The 16,921-nt window shown below is 45.0% G+C and carries 17 protein-coding genes; 1 reads left to right on the top strand and 16 read right to left on the bottom strand.

What is annotated here, in order from left to right; translation table 11 throughout:
* Positions 1 to 61 precede the first annotated feature (61 nt).
* The 8 genes from MKY99_RS08160 to MKY99_RS08125 all read right to left on the bottom strand — a co-directional run bounded on the left by MKY99_RS08160 (position 62) and on the right by MKY99_RS08125 (position 9,216).
* Positions 62 to 1,078, bottom strand: coding sequence for an HRDC domain-containing protein (locus MKY99_RS08160; protein ID WP_339271550.1), 1,017 nt, complete (start codon positions 1,076 to 1,078; stop codon positions 62 to 64).
* Between the two features lie 211 nt (positions 1,079 to 1,289).
* The gene (locus MKY99_RS08155) at positions 1,290 to 2,171 is read right to left on the bottom strand and encodes an ROK family protein (RefSeq protein ID WP_339269811.1); all 882 of its coding nucleotides are present in this window, start codon (positions 2,169 to 2,171) and stop codon (positions 1,290 to 1,292) included.
* A gap of 264 nt (positions 2,172 to 2,435) precedes the next feature.
* A complete protein-coding gene (locus tag MKY99_RS08150) occupies positions 2,436 to 3,362 on the bottom strand; it encodes a 5'-3' exonuclease H3TH domain-containing protein (RefSeq protein WP_042186207.1) in 927 nt (308 codons plus the stop codon).
* A 210-nt stretch (positions 3,363 to 3,572) separates the two neighbouring features.
* Positions 3,573 to 4,955: a hypothetical protein gene (locus MKY99_RS08145; RefSeq protein ID WP_339269809.1), complete on the bottom strand. Its 1,383-nt coding sequence runs from the start codon at positions 4,953 to 4,955 to the stop codon at positions 3,573 to 3,575.
* 25 nt (positions 4,956 to 4,980) lie between these two features.
* On the bottom strand, positions 4,981 to 5,832 hold the full coding sequence (locus tag MKY99_RS08140; protein ID WP_339269807.1) for a carbohydrate ABC transporter permease: 852 nt from the start codon (positions 5,830 to 5,832) through the stop codon (positions 4,981 to 4,983).
* Complete coding sequence (locus MKY99_RS08135; protein ID WP_339269805.1) at positions 5,810 to 6,868, bottom strand: sugar ABC transporter permease; 1,059 nt, start codon at positions 6,866 to 6,868, stop codon at positions 5,810 to 5,812. Before MKY99_RS08135 ends, MKY99_RS08140 begins: the two co-directional genes overlap by 23 nt.
* Positions 6,869 to 6,880: 12 nt before the next feature.
* Complete coding sequence (locus tag MKY99_RS08130) at positions 6,881 to 8,146, bottom strand: sugar ABC transporter substrate-binding protein (RefSeq protein WP_081951063.1); 1,266 nt, start codon at positions 8,144 to 8,146, stop codon at positions 6,881 to 6,883.
* Between the two features lie 20 nt (positions 8,147 to 8,166).
* Complete coding sequence (locus MKY99_RS08125; protein ID WP_339269803.1) at positions 8,167 to 9,216, bottom strand: LacI family DNA-binding transcriptional regulator; 1,050 nt, start codon at positions 9,214 to 9,216, stop codon at positions 8,167 to 8,169.
* 316 nt (positions 9,217 to 9,532) lie between these two features.
* Between MKY99_RS08125 and MKY99_RS08120 the strand changes: the two genes are divergently transcribed.
* The gene (locus tag MKY99_RS08120) at positions 9,533 to 11,317 is read left to right on the top strand and encodes a glycoside hydrolase family 36 protein (protein ID WP_339269801.1); all 1,785 of its coding nucleotides are present in this window, start codon (positions 9,533 to 9,535) and stop codon (positions 11,315 to 11,317) included.
* A 95-nt stretch (positions 11,318 to 11,412) separates the two neighbouring features.
* Here the strand turns inward: MKY99_RS08120 and MKY99_RS08115 are convergent, their stop codons facing one another.
* From MKY99_RS08115 to MKY99_RS08080, 8 genes are all read right to left on the bottom strand, one after another.
* Positions 11,413 to 11,787, bottom strand: a complete 375-nt coding sequence (locus MKY99_RS08115) for an arsenate reductase family protein (protein WP_339269799.1) — start codon at positions 11,785 to 11,787, stop codon at positions 11,413 to 11,415.
* Positions 11,788 to 11,968: 181 nt separating this feature from the next.
* Complete coding sequence (locus MKY99_RS08110; RefSeq protein WP_339269797.1) at positions 11,969 to 12,958, bottom strand: RluA family pseudouridine synthase; 990 nt, start codon at positions 12,956 to 12,958, stop codon at positions 11,969 to 11,971.
* A gap of 1 nt (position 12,959) precedes the next feature.
* Entirely contained in the window at positions 12,960 to 13,526 is a 567-nt protein-coding gene (locus MKY99_RS08105; RefSeq protein WP_042186191.1) for a cob(I)yrinic acid a,c-diamide adenosyltransferase, read from the bottom strand.
* Between the two features lie 159 nt (positions 13,527 to 13,685).
* Positions 13,686 to 13,874, bottom strand: coding sequence for an aspartyl-phosphate phosphatase Spo0E family protein (locus MKY99_RS08100; protein WP_052404481.1), 189 nt, complete (start codon positions 13,872 to 13,874; stop codon positions 13,686 to 13,688).
* Positions 13,875 to 14,124: 250 nt separating this feature from the next.
* Positions 14,125 to 15,345, bottom strand: a complete 1,221-nt coding sequence (locus tag MKY99_RS08095; RefSeq protein ID WP_042186187.1) for an aminotransferase class I/II-fold pyridoxal phosphate-dependent enzyme — start codon at positions 15,343 to 15,345, stop codon at positions 14,125 to 14,127.
* Between the two features lie 13 nt (positions 15,346 to 15,358).
* Positions 15,359 to 15,859: an Lrp/AsnC family transcriptional regulator gene (locus MKY99_RS08090; protein ID WP_042125589.1), complete on the bottom strand. Its 501-nt coding sequence runs from the start codon at positions 15,857 to 15,859 to the stop codon at positions 15,359 to 15,361.
* A 259-nt stretch (positions 15,860 to 16,118) separates the two neighbouring features.
* Positions 16,119 to 16,508 carry a spore coat protein gene (locus MKY99_RS08085; protein ID WP_042186183.1) on the bottom strand — a complete coding sequence of 130 codons (390 nt, stop codon included), beginning with the start codon at positions 16,506 to 16,508 and terminating at the stop codon, positions 16,119 to 16,121.
* 30 nt (positions 16,509 to 16,538) lie between these two features.
* A complete protein-coding gene (locus tag MKY99_RS08080) occupies positions 16,539 to 16,772 on the bottom strand; it encodes a spore coat protein (protein WP_042186181.1) in 234 nt (77 codons plus the stop codon).
* Between the last annotated feature and the right edge of the window lie 149 nt (positions 16,773 to 16,921).

Genomic DNA, 16,921 nt, shown 5'->3' with positions numbered 1-16,921 from the left:
AGACGAAGGCCCTGTAACCGTAAGGTATAAGGAAGCCTTCGTCTTTTTGGTATGCGCAAATTTAAAAGCTGGTCGCCATGCCCACTTTATGCGTCTGCTCTCGACGGAAACGGATGCGTATCAATCGCAGACGCTCATAATAAATATCCAATCCTTCAGCAGCGGAAAAATCGTCACCATACACCTTATGTAACACCGGTTTTAGGAAAAGATCCCCGAGCTCCACATAGGCATTCCATATCGCATCCTGCTCATTCTGCGGCATATTGCCAAGCTCTACATGGATCAGCTTCTCGACGGAATAACCTTCTCTTTCTAGCTCCTCTACCGCTTCAATCAGTTCACGCCGGTTCACTCCACTATTCACCTTAAGCTGTTCCAAGCCCAACCCATTCTCGATCCCCTGTAGCAAAATCCTCCGCAAGCGCAGTCGTTCTAGCTGCTTCTTATATTTGACTTCTTTCTGTTTATAAAGCCAAGAGACGAAAGACTCCTCTTCAATTACTTCATGCACCCAATTTAGAGGGAAGGAATGCTCCCTTGCCACCGCAGTAGTTATAGCCAGCCAATCAGCCCCAAACTGCGCTATCTTGCCTTCTCCAACACCCGGAATTTGCATCAGTTCCTCTGGCGTATGCGGTAGAAATGTACTTAACAAGCGCAACAGACGATTACTGGCGAGAATATAGGGCGCCTTCCGTTCACTCGAAGCCTTACCACGGCGCCAAGCACATAACTCTTCATAAATGGCTTCATTCCCATAATGTTCGCTGTAATATTGAAGCTTCAGCTGCTCCTGATTACGCCCAGTAAGACTATCCTCCTCGTGGAATATCCCATCGATTAAGGGTCGATAGCCATCTCCCATCTTCACTGCTAGCTCATGCCTGTATACACAGAGCATCTCATTCCATGAACCACCTTCATACCACAAATTCTCAATGTAATTCTCCCCACCTGAAAAATCACGCCAGCCCAAACTCCAGATCCCCTCTTCCTCTCCAATCCACAGCTGGGCGTACACCTCTTGATCCACTCCAGATATTCTGGATAAACGGTTCATAAACACAATTTGCATATTCATCCCTACCTTTCTCAACATTACAGCAAGCACAATAACCTTCCGGGAAGAGCCTCCTTCGGAGCGAACAAATCCTTTCTCAATCCGACCCCGAACGCAAAAAAGCACCTCTCTCACGATAAACGCGAAAGAGGTGCTCCCTCATTAAATGCTATACTGTTAGATCCTAGAATACCATATATTACCGAACAGTCAATGTCTTTTTATACTAGCTTCTAGCTAGAGCTAATGTAGCCAATCCAATCGCTCCAGCAAGCCCTGCATTGTCTCCAAGACCTGGTGAGACAACATAATTATCGATGTCAATATTAAGCGATGGATGCTGAACATATCCGCTCAATAACTCTTGCAGCTTAGTTCGAATTAACGGGAACAGGTGGCTTTGCTTCATAACACCACCGCCCATTACGATTTTTTGAGGAGACAGAATCAGCACATAGTTCATGAGTGCATGTGCAAGATAGTGGGCTTCCATTTCCCAAGCCGGATGGTCCACTGATAGCTCTCCTGCCGGTTGTCCCCAGCGTTTGCCGATCCCCGGACCTGCGGCTAATCCTTCAAGACAATCGCCATGATAAGGACAGTAACCCTCAAACGTATCCTCTGGATGTCTACGAACTAGAATATGTCCCATCTCAGGATGTGACAATCCATGGACCATCTGGCCGCCAACAACCGCTCCTGCTCCAATGCCTGTCCCAACCGTAATATAAAGACAGCTGTCCAGACCTTTAGCCGCTCCCCATTTACTTTCCGCAAGCGCTGCACCATTCACATCCGTGTCAAAGCCGATCGGAACGTTAAATTGCTCAGCCATTGTGCCTACCAGATTATATTGTCCCCAGTGAGGTTTTGGTGTCGTTGTTATGTAACCATAAGTAGGGCTGTCCAGTACGGGATCAATCGGTCCAAAAGATCCGATTCCGAATGCTTCTACATTCTTCTCTTTAAAATAGTCTATTACTAGTCCCATCGTTTCTTCCGGTGTTGTTGTCGGAAAGCTAACTCGGTCAACAATGGTACCATCCTCATAACCAATCCCACATACAAACTTTGTTCCGCCTGCTTCAATCGCTCCCAATAGCTTCACAGCAATTCTCTCCCTTTCTCTAGTTAGAAGTTGAAACGCTACCCATACACAAATGAATAATATCATAAAAAAAGCAATCACCAGCCCTAATTATACGTCGAATGAAGCGCTATCACAACAAGTATAAACGCCTTTTGCGTCCTTATAAGGACGCAAAAGGCGTTTAAGAGAGAAAGATAAGGATAATGTATAGTGTGAAACTTATACGTTCTTATAGTTTAACAAAACACCCTCCATGCATCTTTGCATGAAGGGTGTCTGATCTTAACCCAAATCGCCTAACTCAATCTGTACAATTCCTCGTTCGTCCTGCACCTCAGCAATCAAATGCATCAAGCTGCCGAACTCTAGCTCCTGAAATTTGCGCGCAGCTGTTTCCCGCTGTAGTTGCCACAAGGCTTCCGTCAGCTCGCAGACCACTGGTACATCGCAACGGATTTCCGCTAGCTCTCGCGATAAATGCAGCATATCCAGATCTGCTTCGATTTTGGTACGAACACCTTTAGGGAGCAGATGCAGATTCTCAATTACACCTTCAACTGTTCCGTATTCGGTCAGCAGTTTCAGCGCAGTTTTCTCACCAATCCCTTTTACGCCGGGATAATTATCACTGGTATCGCCCATAAAGCCTTTCAGGTCAATCACCTGTCTAGGCGTTAGACCCTTTTCCTCCAGCAATTCTGCAAGGTCATACACTTTATAGTTAGAGCGTCCCTTTTTCATAATGACGACCTTAACATTCTCATCAATGAGCTGAAGCATATCATGGTCACCCGTCAAAATATATACCTCAGAGTTTTCACTGTAACAAGAAGCCAGCGTACCAATGCAATCATCCGCTTCATAGCCTGCAAGTCCTATATTCGGCACCCCAAGCTCAGCTACTACATCTTTTACTAGATCGAACTGTGGAATCAGCTCTAACGGGGCTTCAATCCGATTCGATTTGTATCCATCGTATTTCTCGGTGCGGAACGTTCCTTTGCCCATATCCCAGCAGCATACGACGTGAGAAGGCTCAAATGTGCTTACCGCATCGAAAAAATACTGCAAAAAACCATACACCGCATTCGTCGGCAATCCAGCTTTTGTCTTGCGAATATATCCTCCATAAGAGGTCGCATAAAAGGCCCGGAACAGCAGAGCCATTCCATCTACAAGCATTACACGGCCCGTTGTTTCTGCTCTCATGTATAAACCTCTCCCTTAATCGTTCATTGTATTATTATTAAGCGCTTGTCCATGTTATTGCACAAAGAGTATTCTATCAGAAAATACATGATCTGATAAGGGATCATATAGTTACACATATGGGAGCTTATTCTTATCCTTTGAAATTAACATAAAAGACCACGCTCTCAAAATGAGAAGCATGGCCTTTTGTTATTTAGCTAGATACGATTATTGCACAGCGGACACATGGTGTGTCTCACCTTCAGCTACTTCAAGTGTAATAAAGCTAATTAGTCCTCTACCATCAGTTAATTCCTGCTTTGCTGTGATGGCAGTGCCGTTATGGTATAACTTACTAACATTTCCAGGGAAGGCCGCTCTCCAGACAAAAGGCTCTCCAGATTGTAACGTAACTACACTTTCTGTGTTGCCATTATGTTTAACCGTGAGAGTACGGTCGAGAATTGGGATCTCCCCCATCTCCGCCCATTTCAGAGAATTTGCAAGGGCAGGCAGTGTGCTGATTAAAGATGCTCCATTCGCCGCAATTCCCATCAATCCGGTAGCTATGGAACCAATCACGCAATAAGACACTTCTGGGTAATCCCGGCGATCCAGAGTAGGGTCAACCAGCTCCTTCAACTCGTTGAAGGCCTCCTCTTTCTCTCCATACCGATAGAAAATATCCGGCAGATAGGTTTTCCCCTCAACATTGGCTACACGATTGACTTTGACATCCTCCAGCGCCATACGCAGTTTTTCCTGATTACTGATCGAACCGTAATAGAGTGGAAGAAAGTTGCCCTCAGCATGATAGTCCGTTACGAAGGACCGGTCTTGCAGCATCGCACCGTAGAAACGATCTTTTGCTTCATTCCACCAGTCTTTCTCGTAAAGCTGTTCCAGTTCTTTCGCCTTGTCGGCATACTGCTTCGCTTCTCCAGCTTGGCCTCTAAGACTAGCGAGATGAGCAAACGCTCGGTATCCAGAAATCTGTGCACCGATCATATCACCGCCGAGTAGCGGATGAAGTCCAGCTTCATTGAAAGTCGCTAAACCTCTGCGGCCATACTCCGGATAATACTCCAATAGACCATCGCCATCTTTATCCCAAGTCTTCGTATATTCATTTAATGTTAATTCGAAGAACACCAGCAGCTTGCTATCGTTTAAATAATAGTTATCGCCCGTCCATTGGTATTGTCGCCAGCTTGTGTCGATAATATCGAAGTTTGCAGGGAGATTGTACCAGAAGTCCTGGTCATTATCATAATCAACTGGGGCAGGCACATTGTCCTTAGTGATCTCCCAGTATGTACACCAGTCCCGCGATTCCGAAATGTTCTCAGCAAAACGCATGATCATATTCTTAGTATGAAGTCGAAGCCCCAGTACAGCAGCTCCATTGCTATGATGCATAACATCACGAATGCAAAACGCTTCACGTTCAGGCAATGCTGCCTCATACCATAGCCCAACGGCATCTTCACCAAAATGGGCATATGCTAGTGCCTGCTGTTTGGCCCAGACAAAACCTTCGTTCAACTCTTTGTCAGAGGATTGGAAAGTTACTGCACCTGCTTTAGACTTTATTTCATTCAGATGAGTCATCTCAAAGTCACTCCTGTTATTCTGTTTAGCTTTCCTTAGAACCCGAGAAGGTCAGACCCTCCATAAATGCCTTTTGCGATGTAAAGAACAATAGTATACATGGCAGAGTTATTACGACTGCTGCAGCCATCAACAAATTGGTATCTGTGGCATAGGTGCCTTGAAATCCAGCGAGTCCAAGCGTGAGCGTCTTCCATTTATCACTGTTAATATAAATCAGCGGCCCCATGAAGTTGTTCCAGGATCCCATGAAGACCATGACGCCAACAGCCATCAAAGCCGGTTTGGACAGCGGGAGGAAGATCGTCCGCCAAATTTTAAAGTAACCGCATCCGTCGATGATTGCCGCTTCCTCAAGCCCAACAGGCAACCGAGAATAAAACTGGCGCAATAAGAAAATATAGAATGCTGAGCCAAAGAAAGCCGGAACGATCAATGGATAAAGTGTATCGAGCATGCCCAGCTTTTTGAACAAAATGAACTGTGGGATCATCGTTACTTCGCCGGGTAGCAGCATGGTTGAGAGGACGAGTACGAATAGGAATCCGCTTCCTCTAACCTTTAACCGAGCAAACGCGTAGCCGACAAGCGAACAGGACAGCACCGTACCTATAATGGGCAGAACGGTTGTAATCAAGGTATTAAGCAAATATTGCGGGAATGGAAAGGCGGTGAGTGCCTTGGCATAGTTGGCCCAACGCCAGTGCTCCGGCCAAATACTCATCCCCGAAACTGCAAGCTCCTCTAGACTTCGCAATGAGGCAGAGACCATCCAAACAAATGGATACAGGAACGCAACGCTCCCGATTAGCAGCAGAAGATAGGCCAGCCAGTGCCACTTTTTCTTAGCAGAATTACGCTCTTTTTTGACGGACACGACGCTTCCTCCCTCCGGTTTGCTCTGTTTCGTAGTACACCCATAAAGCACTGCTGCGGAATACAATCGCGGTGAACACTAGGATAATTACAAAGAGTACCCAGGCCAGCGCAGAACCGTAGCCCATTTTGAACCACATAAAGGCATTTTGATATAGGTAATAAGCATAGAAAAGCAATGAATTATCTGGCCCTCCGTTGATCATGAAACCTTGGGTAAACGTCTGGAAGGCGCCTATCATACTTGTGACTGTATTGAAGAAAAGGATAGGCGAGATCTGAGGCAGAGTAACATGCCATATTTTTCTCGCGGCAGTGGCACCATCGATTTCGGCCGCTTCATATAAACTTTGCGGAATGTCTGACAAGCCGGCCAGATAAATGATCATATTACCGCCAACGGTCCAAAGGCTCATAATAATTACCGCAGGCATCGACCAATCCGGACTGGAGAACCAACCAGGACCTTCAATGCCAACCAAACGCAGCAGCGAGTTCACGAGACCGACATTCGGATTAAAGATCCAGATGAACAGTACCATTTGTGCAACACCCTGCACCAGGGTAGGGAGATAATAGATCGTACGGAAAATATAAATACCGCGAAGCTTCAGATTCATCAGGATTGCAATAGCAAACGACAAAATGACCTGCAGCGGAACACTTACCAATGTGTAATAAAAAGTAACGGACAACGATTTATAGAAAAGTGTGTCTTTGAACAGCATCCGGTAATTGTCCAGCCCCGTCCACTGCGGATCACTGACCACTTCCCATTTATTGAAGCTGATATAGAACGAGAAGATCATCGGGCCTACCGTAAACAATAGAAAACCGATAATCCAGACCGAAACGAACATATAAAAGCTAGCCGTTTTGGTATGCATAATCTTCTTCTTCACCAGCATTCTCATCAATACAAAAATAACAATGAAGACCAGCGCAATCACGGTCAGAAAAGGGAGAAGCGGCAGTAATTCTGCCGGCATCCCCATTCCTTCATAGAAATTGTAAATCCCTTCTATTATTCCATTCATAGTATTCTCCCGTTAGTTTTGTTGTAGGATCTTATTAATCTTCTCTGCTACCTGCGGGAATACTTCCTTAACATCCTTTTGACCAATTCCGATCGGGGTCGTATCGTCGATAGCTTTCATCTCGTTACCGATCTCATTCGTACGCTTCTGAGCTTCCTGTGCATGCTGCTTCTCCGCAGCAAGAACGAAGGCATTCAGATTCTTATCCGGATAAATGGCTTCAAATGCACTAGTAGCACTGCTCAGAACAGGAATTCCATAGGCATTTTTGTTGCCGCCAATAATTTTTTGAGTTTCTTCATTCTGTGTCAGGTGATTAATGAAAATCTTAGCCGCTTCCGCGTTCTTGCTGTCTTTGCTAAGTGCCAGACCGTTGACTTCCTTAGAACCGCCACCTCCAGGGAACGGTACTAGATCCCATTTAAAGCTTTCTACTTCAGCCATCTGCGGTAGGTACCAAGGACCAAAGTCGGTGAACATACCGATTCTGCCGCCAAGATACCAGTTCATCATGTTCTGACCTTGTTTTTCTGTATCATTCGGTACAATACCCTCTTGCTTGGAAGCAACCATATACTCAGCGGCTTTAATGGCTTCAGGCTCACCCAATGCTGATTGGGTCAGATCATCACTATAGAATTGCCCACCGAACGAATAGATCCAGTTGCCCAGGTATAGCGGTTCAGAACCAAAAACCTTGGTAGCTCCCTCACCAGATGTTAGCTTCTTGGCGATATCATTGAACTCATCAGTCGTCATTGGCTCCGTTTTGCTCGGAAGCGGAATGTCATTCTTCTCAAAAAGGTCCACATTAATTGCCATAACCTTAGGCTTAATAATGAAAGGCGCCGCGTAGGCTTTGCCATCTACACTCATGGAATCAAGCAGTGTAGGTGAGCTGAAGACGGATCCATCCACTTCTAATTCTTGGAAAGCGTTTGCAAAACCAGGTAAATCCCCTCCGGAGATCAGCATCACATCCGGTGCAGTCCCCCCGGCAATCATCGTCTGTAATTTCGTCAGATAATCCTTTTGAATCCATTGACTTTCTACTTGAATATCTGGATAAGTCTTCTTAAAGTTATCTATCGCTTGCTTAATGGCGTCAGCCTCTGACTGGGCCCCCCAATAAGCAAACGTAATTTTCCCTTTAGGAGTCCCACTGTTACCGCCAGAGTTTGAGGAGCTTTGGGCTGTGTTTCCTCCGTTACCGGAGCAAGCGGATAACGCAATTACAACAAGCAGAGATAAAACAATCAAAGACCATTTTTTCATCATGTTGTCCCCCTTTTGAATGTTTAACTACCTTCAGATGAATGGGTTTCTGCACCGCAGCTGCTTCTGATGATCAGTTTAGATGGAAGTACAATCTTTAACGGCACTTCTCTACCACCGATACGTTCCAGCAGCATCTTTACCGCGCTCTGACCCATCTGTTCTGTATAGATTTTCACCGTCGTTAACGGCGGATTGGCATAGGCGGCCATTTCAATATCATCGATACCGACGAGGGCTACATCTTTGGGAACCTTTAAGCCCGCTTCCTTCAGCGCCCTTCCGGCTGCGATAGCCATCGGGTCCGAACCGATCAAAAAGGCCTCCGGCAAGTTTTGCTTCTCAATCGCATCCTTCATGAGCTGATATCCAGTGGACATAGAAAAGTTATTGCCGATGTGGACATGTTCAGGCATGTACAAATTCTTTTGCTTCATATAAGCTTCAAAGCTACTTTGCCGCTGATCCAATGAATCTGTACCGGAATTGGAGCCAAAACGATTAATGAAATCACGCGAGCTGATTAGACCGATCCTCGTATATCCAAGTCCAAGAAGATGATCTAATGCTGTTCGAGTTACTTTATCGAAGTCGTTAACAACGGAATCAAAGCGATTCTCATCCGGTGAGTAGTCCACAAAGACGACATTCTGTATCCGACTAAAAAATAAATTATAAGGATCAAACTCGAATTTCCCAATCACAATAAGTCCATCTAAACCTGACAGGCTTTCATAGGATTCATGGTTTACCCAGCGGATAGTACGAGTAATATGCAGACCAAGCTGATTGAACTCTTTTTCGATTTGCAGTCTGATGGACAAATAATAGGGGTCCTCTGATTCAAATTGCTCCGAACAAAAGGTTACTAACCCAATTTTATAATCTTTCAGATGTGCCGCATGAGTTACTGGACGTCGCTGACTCCCTTTATATTGCAGTTGTTCCGCAGCGGACAGAATCTTTCTCCTTGTTTCCTCCAATACCGATAATGAAGGATCTCCGTTCAACACCCGGGAAACAGTAGATGCAGATACCCCTGCCAGACTTGCGATATCACGAATAGTTGCCAAAACTAATCACCTTTTCACTTCATATTTGGGAAACACCCCTCACAATCATTTTATAGTTTAGCCAATCATTTGCCAATCTAAATTATGTTTGTTTACTAAACATCAGCGAACTTATGCGTGGTTCTAATATAACAGGGATTATTTTGTTTGACAATACTTATATTTAATCGCTTTCATCATTTATTTTCGCTATTAATGAAGCTTTTATCAGATAATAATTTATATTATATATTCTTGTTTACTATATGTTTCGTAAATATTATACTCATAACGAATGGTAAACAGTAAATATCTATTTTTTGAACTAGGAGGCATTATGAAAACTTTAATCAACAACGACTGTCCCCATGTAACTCTTATTAGCGACAACCCTTTCTTTGAGAGCACTACCACTGTTGAGACCATCGAGGAGAATCTTTTTCTGATTCATATCCGGTTAACAGCCTTGCAAAAAGATTATCCACCCGTGTGCCGTATAGAGTGGTCTATCCCCGCAGTTGACATCCATTCCCTGTGGCATCCGGGAACGGACCGAAATAAAGCTTTTCAGGTAGATTGGGGCGATGGCTTCCAATCCAAAAGTACTTCCCTCGCGCCAGTGGCTTCCCTGTTCAACTTAAGCGGACAGAACCGCATGACCTTTGCTTTTAGTGATGCCTTGAACAATGTGTCCATTAAAGCCGGTATCCATGAAGAGGACTCCAGTTTCCTATGCTCTGTAACCCTGTTCGAAGAAGCCCTACCGAAGATGGACCATTATGAAGCTACACTTCGGATCGACCATAGAAATATTCCATACCATAAGGCGTTGGAGGATGTAACATTATGGTGGGAGACCTTACCCGGCTATAAACCGGCCGCAGTCCCTGATGCAGCCTTACGTCCTATGTACTCTACCTGGTATTCCTTCCACCAAGCGTTGAGCGCCGCCGAATTAGAGGAGCAATGTAGACTTGCTAAGGAACTCGGCTGTGACAGCATTATCGTCGATGACGGCTGGCAAACAGACGACAACAATCGGGGTTACGCTTTTACTGGCGACTGGGAGGTTTATGATGGTAAGATTCCAGACATGAAATCGCATGTCGAAGCTGTTCATCGACTTGACATGAAATACATGCTTTGGTATTCCGTTCCGTTTGTAGGCAAATGCAGCAAGGTATGGGGTCAATTTGAGAATAAGCTGCTTCGCGTAGATGAAAAACTAAACGCCGGCGTGCTTGATCCTCGTTACCCAGATGTACGGGAGTATTTGATCCACACCTACGAACAGGCCGTTACAGGCTGGGATATCGACGGACTAAAGTTGGATTTCGTGGACAGCTTCAGACTCAGTCCAGATCAGAAGGAAGGAACTGCAGAGGGTAGGGATTACGAATCGGTGCCGGAAGCAGTTGACCGCTTGCTCTCCGATGTTATGGATCGATTAAAAGCCATCAAACCTGATATTCTGATTGAATTCCGCCAGACCTATATAGGCCCTCTGATGCGAAAATACGGCAACATGTTCCGAGCGAACGACTGCCCTAATGATTCTATTCAGAACAGAGTCCGTACACTTGACCTGCGTCTTCTGTCAGGAAATACAGCTGTTCATTCCGATATGATCATGTTTAACCCGAATGAACCTTTAGAGAGTGCGGCCATGCAATTGATCAACGTGATCTTCTCTGTTCCGCAAATCTCCCTGCGTCTTAATGACATCGGGGAGGATTATTTAGCTATGCTGCGTTTCTGGCTAGCTTTCAGCAGGGAGCATAGCGATGTTCTGCTCAGAGGAGCGTTATACCCACAGCAACCGGAGTTACTATATCCTTTAGTGACTGCACGAAAAGACGACATACAAATTATCGCTATCTATGCCGATGCTGTTGTTCCTATAGATCAGGATGCTTCCCATTTATTCATTGTGAACGGAACCTATAGCGAAAAGCTAGTCATCCGAAGCTCTCTTTCCCCAGCGTACTACAAGATACAGGTTAAAGATTGTTGCGGACAACTCATCAGCTTACAAACCCAGCAAATCAACAAAGGATTACTTGAAGTGTCAGTTCCTAAGGCGGGGATAATTAGCTTTACCCGAGTACCTAGCTCCCTGTAATTCCATCTAGAATTCTTGTTTTTTCAAATAGAGTATAACAAAAAGGGATGCCGCAACAGCCATAAAATGACTGTTGGGACATCCCCTTTACGGATTTATACTTTGGAAGCATTGCTCCAAGCTTCAGCATATTGATCTTCTTTAAAACCTACCGTAACTTTAACACCATCAGTGACAATCGGACGTTTATTTAGCATGCCATGGCTTGCGAGCAGCTCAAGCTTTTCCTGCTCACTAAGCTGTGCCATTTTGTCCTTAAGACCCAATGCTTTATAGACTTCACCACTTGTATTAAAAAACTTTTTCAGTTCAAGTCCGCTATTGGCCAGCAATTCACGCAGCTCCTCAACGGTAGGCGGCTGTTCTGCGATGTTTTGAAGCTCAAGCTCATGACCTTGAGCTTGTAGCCATTTTACTGTACTGCGGCAGGTGCTGCATTTTGGATATTGATATACTTTTAGTTTGCTCATGTTGTTCTCCTTTAATGGTAGTGATGAGTGCGCTACGCTGGCAAATTATTCTTCCGATCGCTGTTATCCTCAGATTTCTTGATTTAGTCCGCTTGTTGCGGATGAAATCCGAGGATAAAGGCGAAACTCCGTTTCTCCAGAACCAATTCACCCTCTCCGCTTAACATCACTAAGATAATTTTTACCTCAAATTCGCTTTCGGGTCTTGCTCCAATACATTCTCCAAGGCCGCCATATCAGGCGGCAAAGGAGCTTCAAAGATCATTTCCTGCAGCAGCACCGGATGCTTGAACGTCAGACGCACCGCGTGCAGTGCTTGACGCGGTATGGAGGCATCTAGTGCTGTAACGGACTCTAACTGTTCACTTTGAGTTAAAGTCAATTCCGGTAGATTATACAGCTCATGACGATACATGCTATCACCAATCAAAGGACAGCCGATAGAGGTCATATGGACCCGAATCTGATGAGTACGACCACTCTCCAGCTTCAGTTCAACTTTTGAACCTTGTGCGTATACGGTTTTAACCTCATACCGAGTCAGAGAAGGATAACCATCCGGTGTCACGATACGCCGATGCGGCTCCTCAGGATCACGGTCAATAGGTCCGTCGATATCGCCGAAAGGCTCCACAGGAGCCCCATGAACAAATGCAGCATAACGTTTGTCCACTGTACCCGCAATCATCTGCTCAGAAATATGCTGATGGCTATACGGATTCTTGGCGATGACTAACACACCGGAGGTTTCCTGGTCCAGACGATGGACGGGTCGAAAGCGGAAACGTTCATTTTTTTGCGCCCAATAATGAACTACTCCGTTAGCCAGCGTATCAGTGTAATGTCCGTGTGTGGGATGCACGATGATCCCAGCTGCCTTGTTTACTACGAGCAAATGCTCATCTTCAAATAGAATTTCAAAGGGAATCGGCTGCGGTAAAATATCATCCGAAGTCTCTGTTTCCATGCGAATCTGTACAATATCGCCTGCCTTAACATGTACGCTGATATAAACACGTTCTCCATTTAATGTAATCCCTTGTTCTGTTTGCTTAAGGCGTGACAACAATTTACGTGAGACATCCATCCGTTTATGCAGGATCGTCTTCAGCAACCAGTCATCCTCTTCTGGCGGTATAATGTAAGTAATTGGTGAATAATAGCTAGTCATATTAGTCTCGGAACACCTTTTTACTGCGAATGTATTCTACATCAGTAATCCCTGCCCGTGTATTAGCCGTCCTAGCCAGCGCAAAGAAATAATCGGATAACCGGTTCAAATAAATAACCGCTTCCGGATTAATGTCTGCATTTCGTCCAAGTGTAACTGCCCGGCGTTCCGCCCGGCGGCAAACCGTACGGCACACATGTAGAACCGAAGCCAATGGACTGCCCCCAGGGAGGATGAATTTTTCTAGTGGTGGATTCTCTGCTTGAAGTTCATCAATCCAGCCCTCCAACCGTTTAGCCATCTCACTTGTTACCATATATTGACCACCATCACCTAGCTTAATAAAAGCCAGATCGGTTCCGCAATCGAATAGCTCATGCTGAATCTCCAGCAGCTGCTCGCGTACATCATCAAACTGATCGTCCTCCATCAGGCTCCTTGCCTGACCTACAAAGCAATTCAGTTCATCGATCGTTCCGTAGGCTTCAACTCGGACATCGTCCTTACCAACCCGGCCGCCAATCACTGAAGTTTGACCCGCATCACCCGTGCGTGTATAGATCACCATGGCTTACTCCTCCTATCCATTCTTCAAATCACATAATGCTAGTTTAAGCTTTCTTATATAAAAATGGCAAATGAAGAGTATAGTTAGCAACTGACATTTAGGCTTAAAGGAACAACAAAAAGAGGACCCTAGGGTCCTCTTCAACAGCATGTAGCGACGTTATTTTCCAACTGGACGCCCCTTCATGTATTCATTTATCTTGAGATCCAGTAAACTGCTAATTTCAATCACATTATCTGAAGTGAATGATTTTTCCTGCAAAAAAAGCTGCTCCATTTTGCTACGGAGTATTCTAATTTCATCTTCCAGAGAGAGTATGCGAGCAGAAGCATCACCCTTGGGGGACAGTTTCCCACTTCCAGAAAAACACTGCCCTCCATAGGAAGGTAAGTAATAATCGGCACTAAGCACAATCATCCCTCCTAAAAGTATTATTGAGCGCGTGCCACAAAATGTCATTAAAGTAATAAAAGAAACTTCAAAGCAACGCTTAATTCCAGAGTAAAATACGTCCTTGTTAGTTCTATTATAGGGGTTAATTACTCTCAAAGTAAAATAATACCATAGGATTATAGGATAGGCTATAGTCCAATTTTCTCTATTCCATTCTCTCTCGTTCCAGTTGTGTGACAAAAGCACCAATGCGTTCTATAGCTTCATTCAGTTGAGCTACTGAAGTAGCATAGGAACAGCGTAAGTAACCTTCACCACCTAAACCAAAGACACTCCCAGGTACAGCTGCCACTTTATATTCAAGTAATAATCGTTGTGCAAACTGATCAGATGTCAGTCCTGTCTTGCGCACGCTTGGAAAAGCATAAAATGCACCTTGTGGTTCATGGCACTCCAGTCCCGCATCACGCAAACCCTTAACAATCAGCCTCCGCCGTTGGTTATAAGAATCGACCATTCGATCCTTCTCTTCCATCCCATTGGTCAGTGCCTCAAGTGCAGCCACCTGGCCCATAGAAGGAGCGCACATCACAGTGTACTGGTGAATCTTAAGCATAGCGGAGATCAAATCAGGGTGACCACAAGCATAACCCATTCTCCATCCAGTCATGGCAAAAGCCTTGGAGAAACCGCTGACCAAAATCGTACGGTCCATCATACCTGGCAATGAGGCAAAGCTGACATGATTAATTCCATACGTTAATTCCGCATAGATCTCATCCGAAATTACAATAAGATCGTGCTTCTCTACAACCTTGGCGATCGGCTCCCAATCCTCTCGGGTCATAACACTTCCCGTTGGGTTGCTCGGGTAGCACAGAATTAGTACTTTGGAGCGTGGAGTAATCTTCGCTTCCAAACTCTCTGCAGTAAGTTTAAAGTCATTCTCTCCGATGGTTTCGATACCTACAGGAATACCTCCACCAATAGCCGTTATCGGCGAATAAGAAATATAGCAAGGTTCTGGTATGAGGATCTCATCGCCCGGCGTGATCAAAGCGCGCAGAGCCAGATCGATTGCCTCACTTCCGCCGACCGTTGCTATAATTTGATTGGCAGGATCATACTCCACTGCAAAACGGGTGTGCAAATAGTTCGCAATACCCTCCCTTAGTTCAGGCATTCCTGCGTTGGATGTATAGCCTGTAAATCCTCTTTCCAGCGAATAGACACAAGCTTCTCTGACATGCCACGGGGTCTTAAAATCAGGTTCCCCGACTCCGAGTGATATGATATCCTTGCTCCCTGCAGCCAGATCAAAAAACTTACGAATACCCGAAGGCTGAATTTGCTGTACCAGCGGGGCCAAATAAGAATTCATTGATTTGCTGTCTTCTCCAGTTAGCTGCGTTTTATTCGTGATCATATGATTACTTCCTTTATGGAGAGATCATCAGACGGTTGTCTTCCTCATGCTCCTCAAAGATGATCCCATCCTGTTTGTATTTTTTAAGGGTGAAATTCGTTTTAGTTGAGAGTACTGAATCAATTGGAGACAGCTTCTCGGATACAAAATTGGCCACTTCACGTAAGTTTCGGCCTTCCACTTCTACCAGAAGATCGTAAGCACCTGACATCAGATAAACGGATTTCACTTGTGGATACAGGTAGATTCTCTCGGCAATGCCTTCAAATCCGCGACCCCGTTCGGGTGTAATCTGTACCTCAATCAGCGCTGTCACTTTCTCGTCATCGACTTTATCCCAGTTTACAACGGCTGCATACTTAACAATTACATGGTCCTTCTCTAATTGCCCAATCGCTGTCTTTACGTCTTCTTCTTCCTCGCCAAGCAGCGTAGCTAAGAGTGCAGTAGATCTTCTCGCGTCCTCTTTAAGCAGTTCCAGCACTTTCCTCTTTAGTTCGTTCATTTCCTTCATGCCTTCCCTCCGGATAGTTCGCAAATGACGTTGCGCTATTCATGCGTCGCCCCGCGAAAAGAGTTTAATACTAATATGACATGAATTGAGCATCTCTGCAAACAAAATAACCCCATATGATATCCGCATAGAAGACTAGGTTTACTCAGCTAAATGGATTTTTATACAAAAAACGCCCGTTTATACCGGAGCTCTCGGTATAAACGGGCGTCAGCCTTAAGGTTATGTGGCAGGATGCTTCATCCGCTAACCATCTTGGTTACATTAAATGAGACGGTTGATGTTGTCCATTCGAATGAAGATGAGCGTTCGCATTGTGAGCAAAGGATCCAGCTTGTCCGGTTTTTTGCTGAACAAATTGTCCGGCTTTTTGCTGCAATTGCTGTGCAGTTTGGAGCTGTTTGTCTACATCTTGGCGCAATGCTTTTGCAGGTGCAGGATACATATTCAGTTGGGACATCTGCGTATAAAGCTCGCCCTGAAGTCGAAGCGTGTTCATGGTCATGTCGTTAAACACCCGACGAACCGCTGGACATGCCGATTCCGTAGCAGCTGTCGCATACTCACGAACCGTCCGCTTCAAATCACACAAAATGGTGTTCATTAAATCCTCATCTGGCATAAATGCTGCTGGATTCTGTGCGTTCATTTTATAACCTCCTTAAGATTAATAATGCAATTATTGTGGGCTTGTTGGTGCGTACTGTTGATGCTGCTGGAGTAACTGAGTAAGTGTATCCATGTGCTGCGTGTGATTTTGGATATGCTGCAAACAAACTTGTCGAACCTGCTCGTTCTGCGTTGTCGCGGCGGTAGCCGCACATTGCTTAAGAAGCAAGTCCTCATTAGAGATGGAGTCTGCGATATATTCCAATTCTTTTCCACTTAGTGCCTGCATTTGCATTGATTGCATGAGTTGTAGTCCCTCCTTGTAGTTGATCCAAACAGGCTTTAGTATACCGCCAACGCACACCATTTATTTGCCCAACAGCACTAGAGAGTTATGACAAAAATAAGAACATGCTGCGAATGAGACGGTAAAATGCCGCCCATACTAAATTA

The sequence above is a fragment of the Paenibacillus sp. FSL R5-0470 genome, from assembly GCF_037975205.1.
Classification (GTDB): Bacteria; Bacillota; Bacilli; order Paenibacillales; family Paenibacillaceae; genus Paenibacillus_AQ.
Note: the sequence above shows the minus strand (reverse complement) of the source record. Positions and strands in the feature narration are given on the sequence as shown.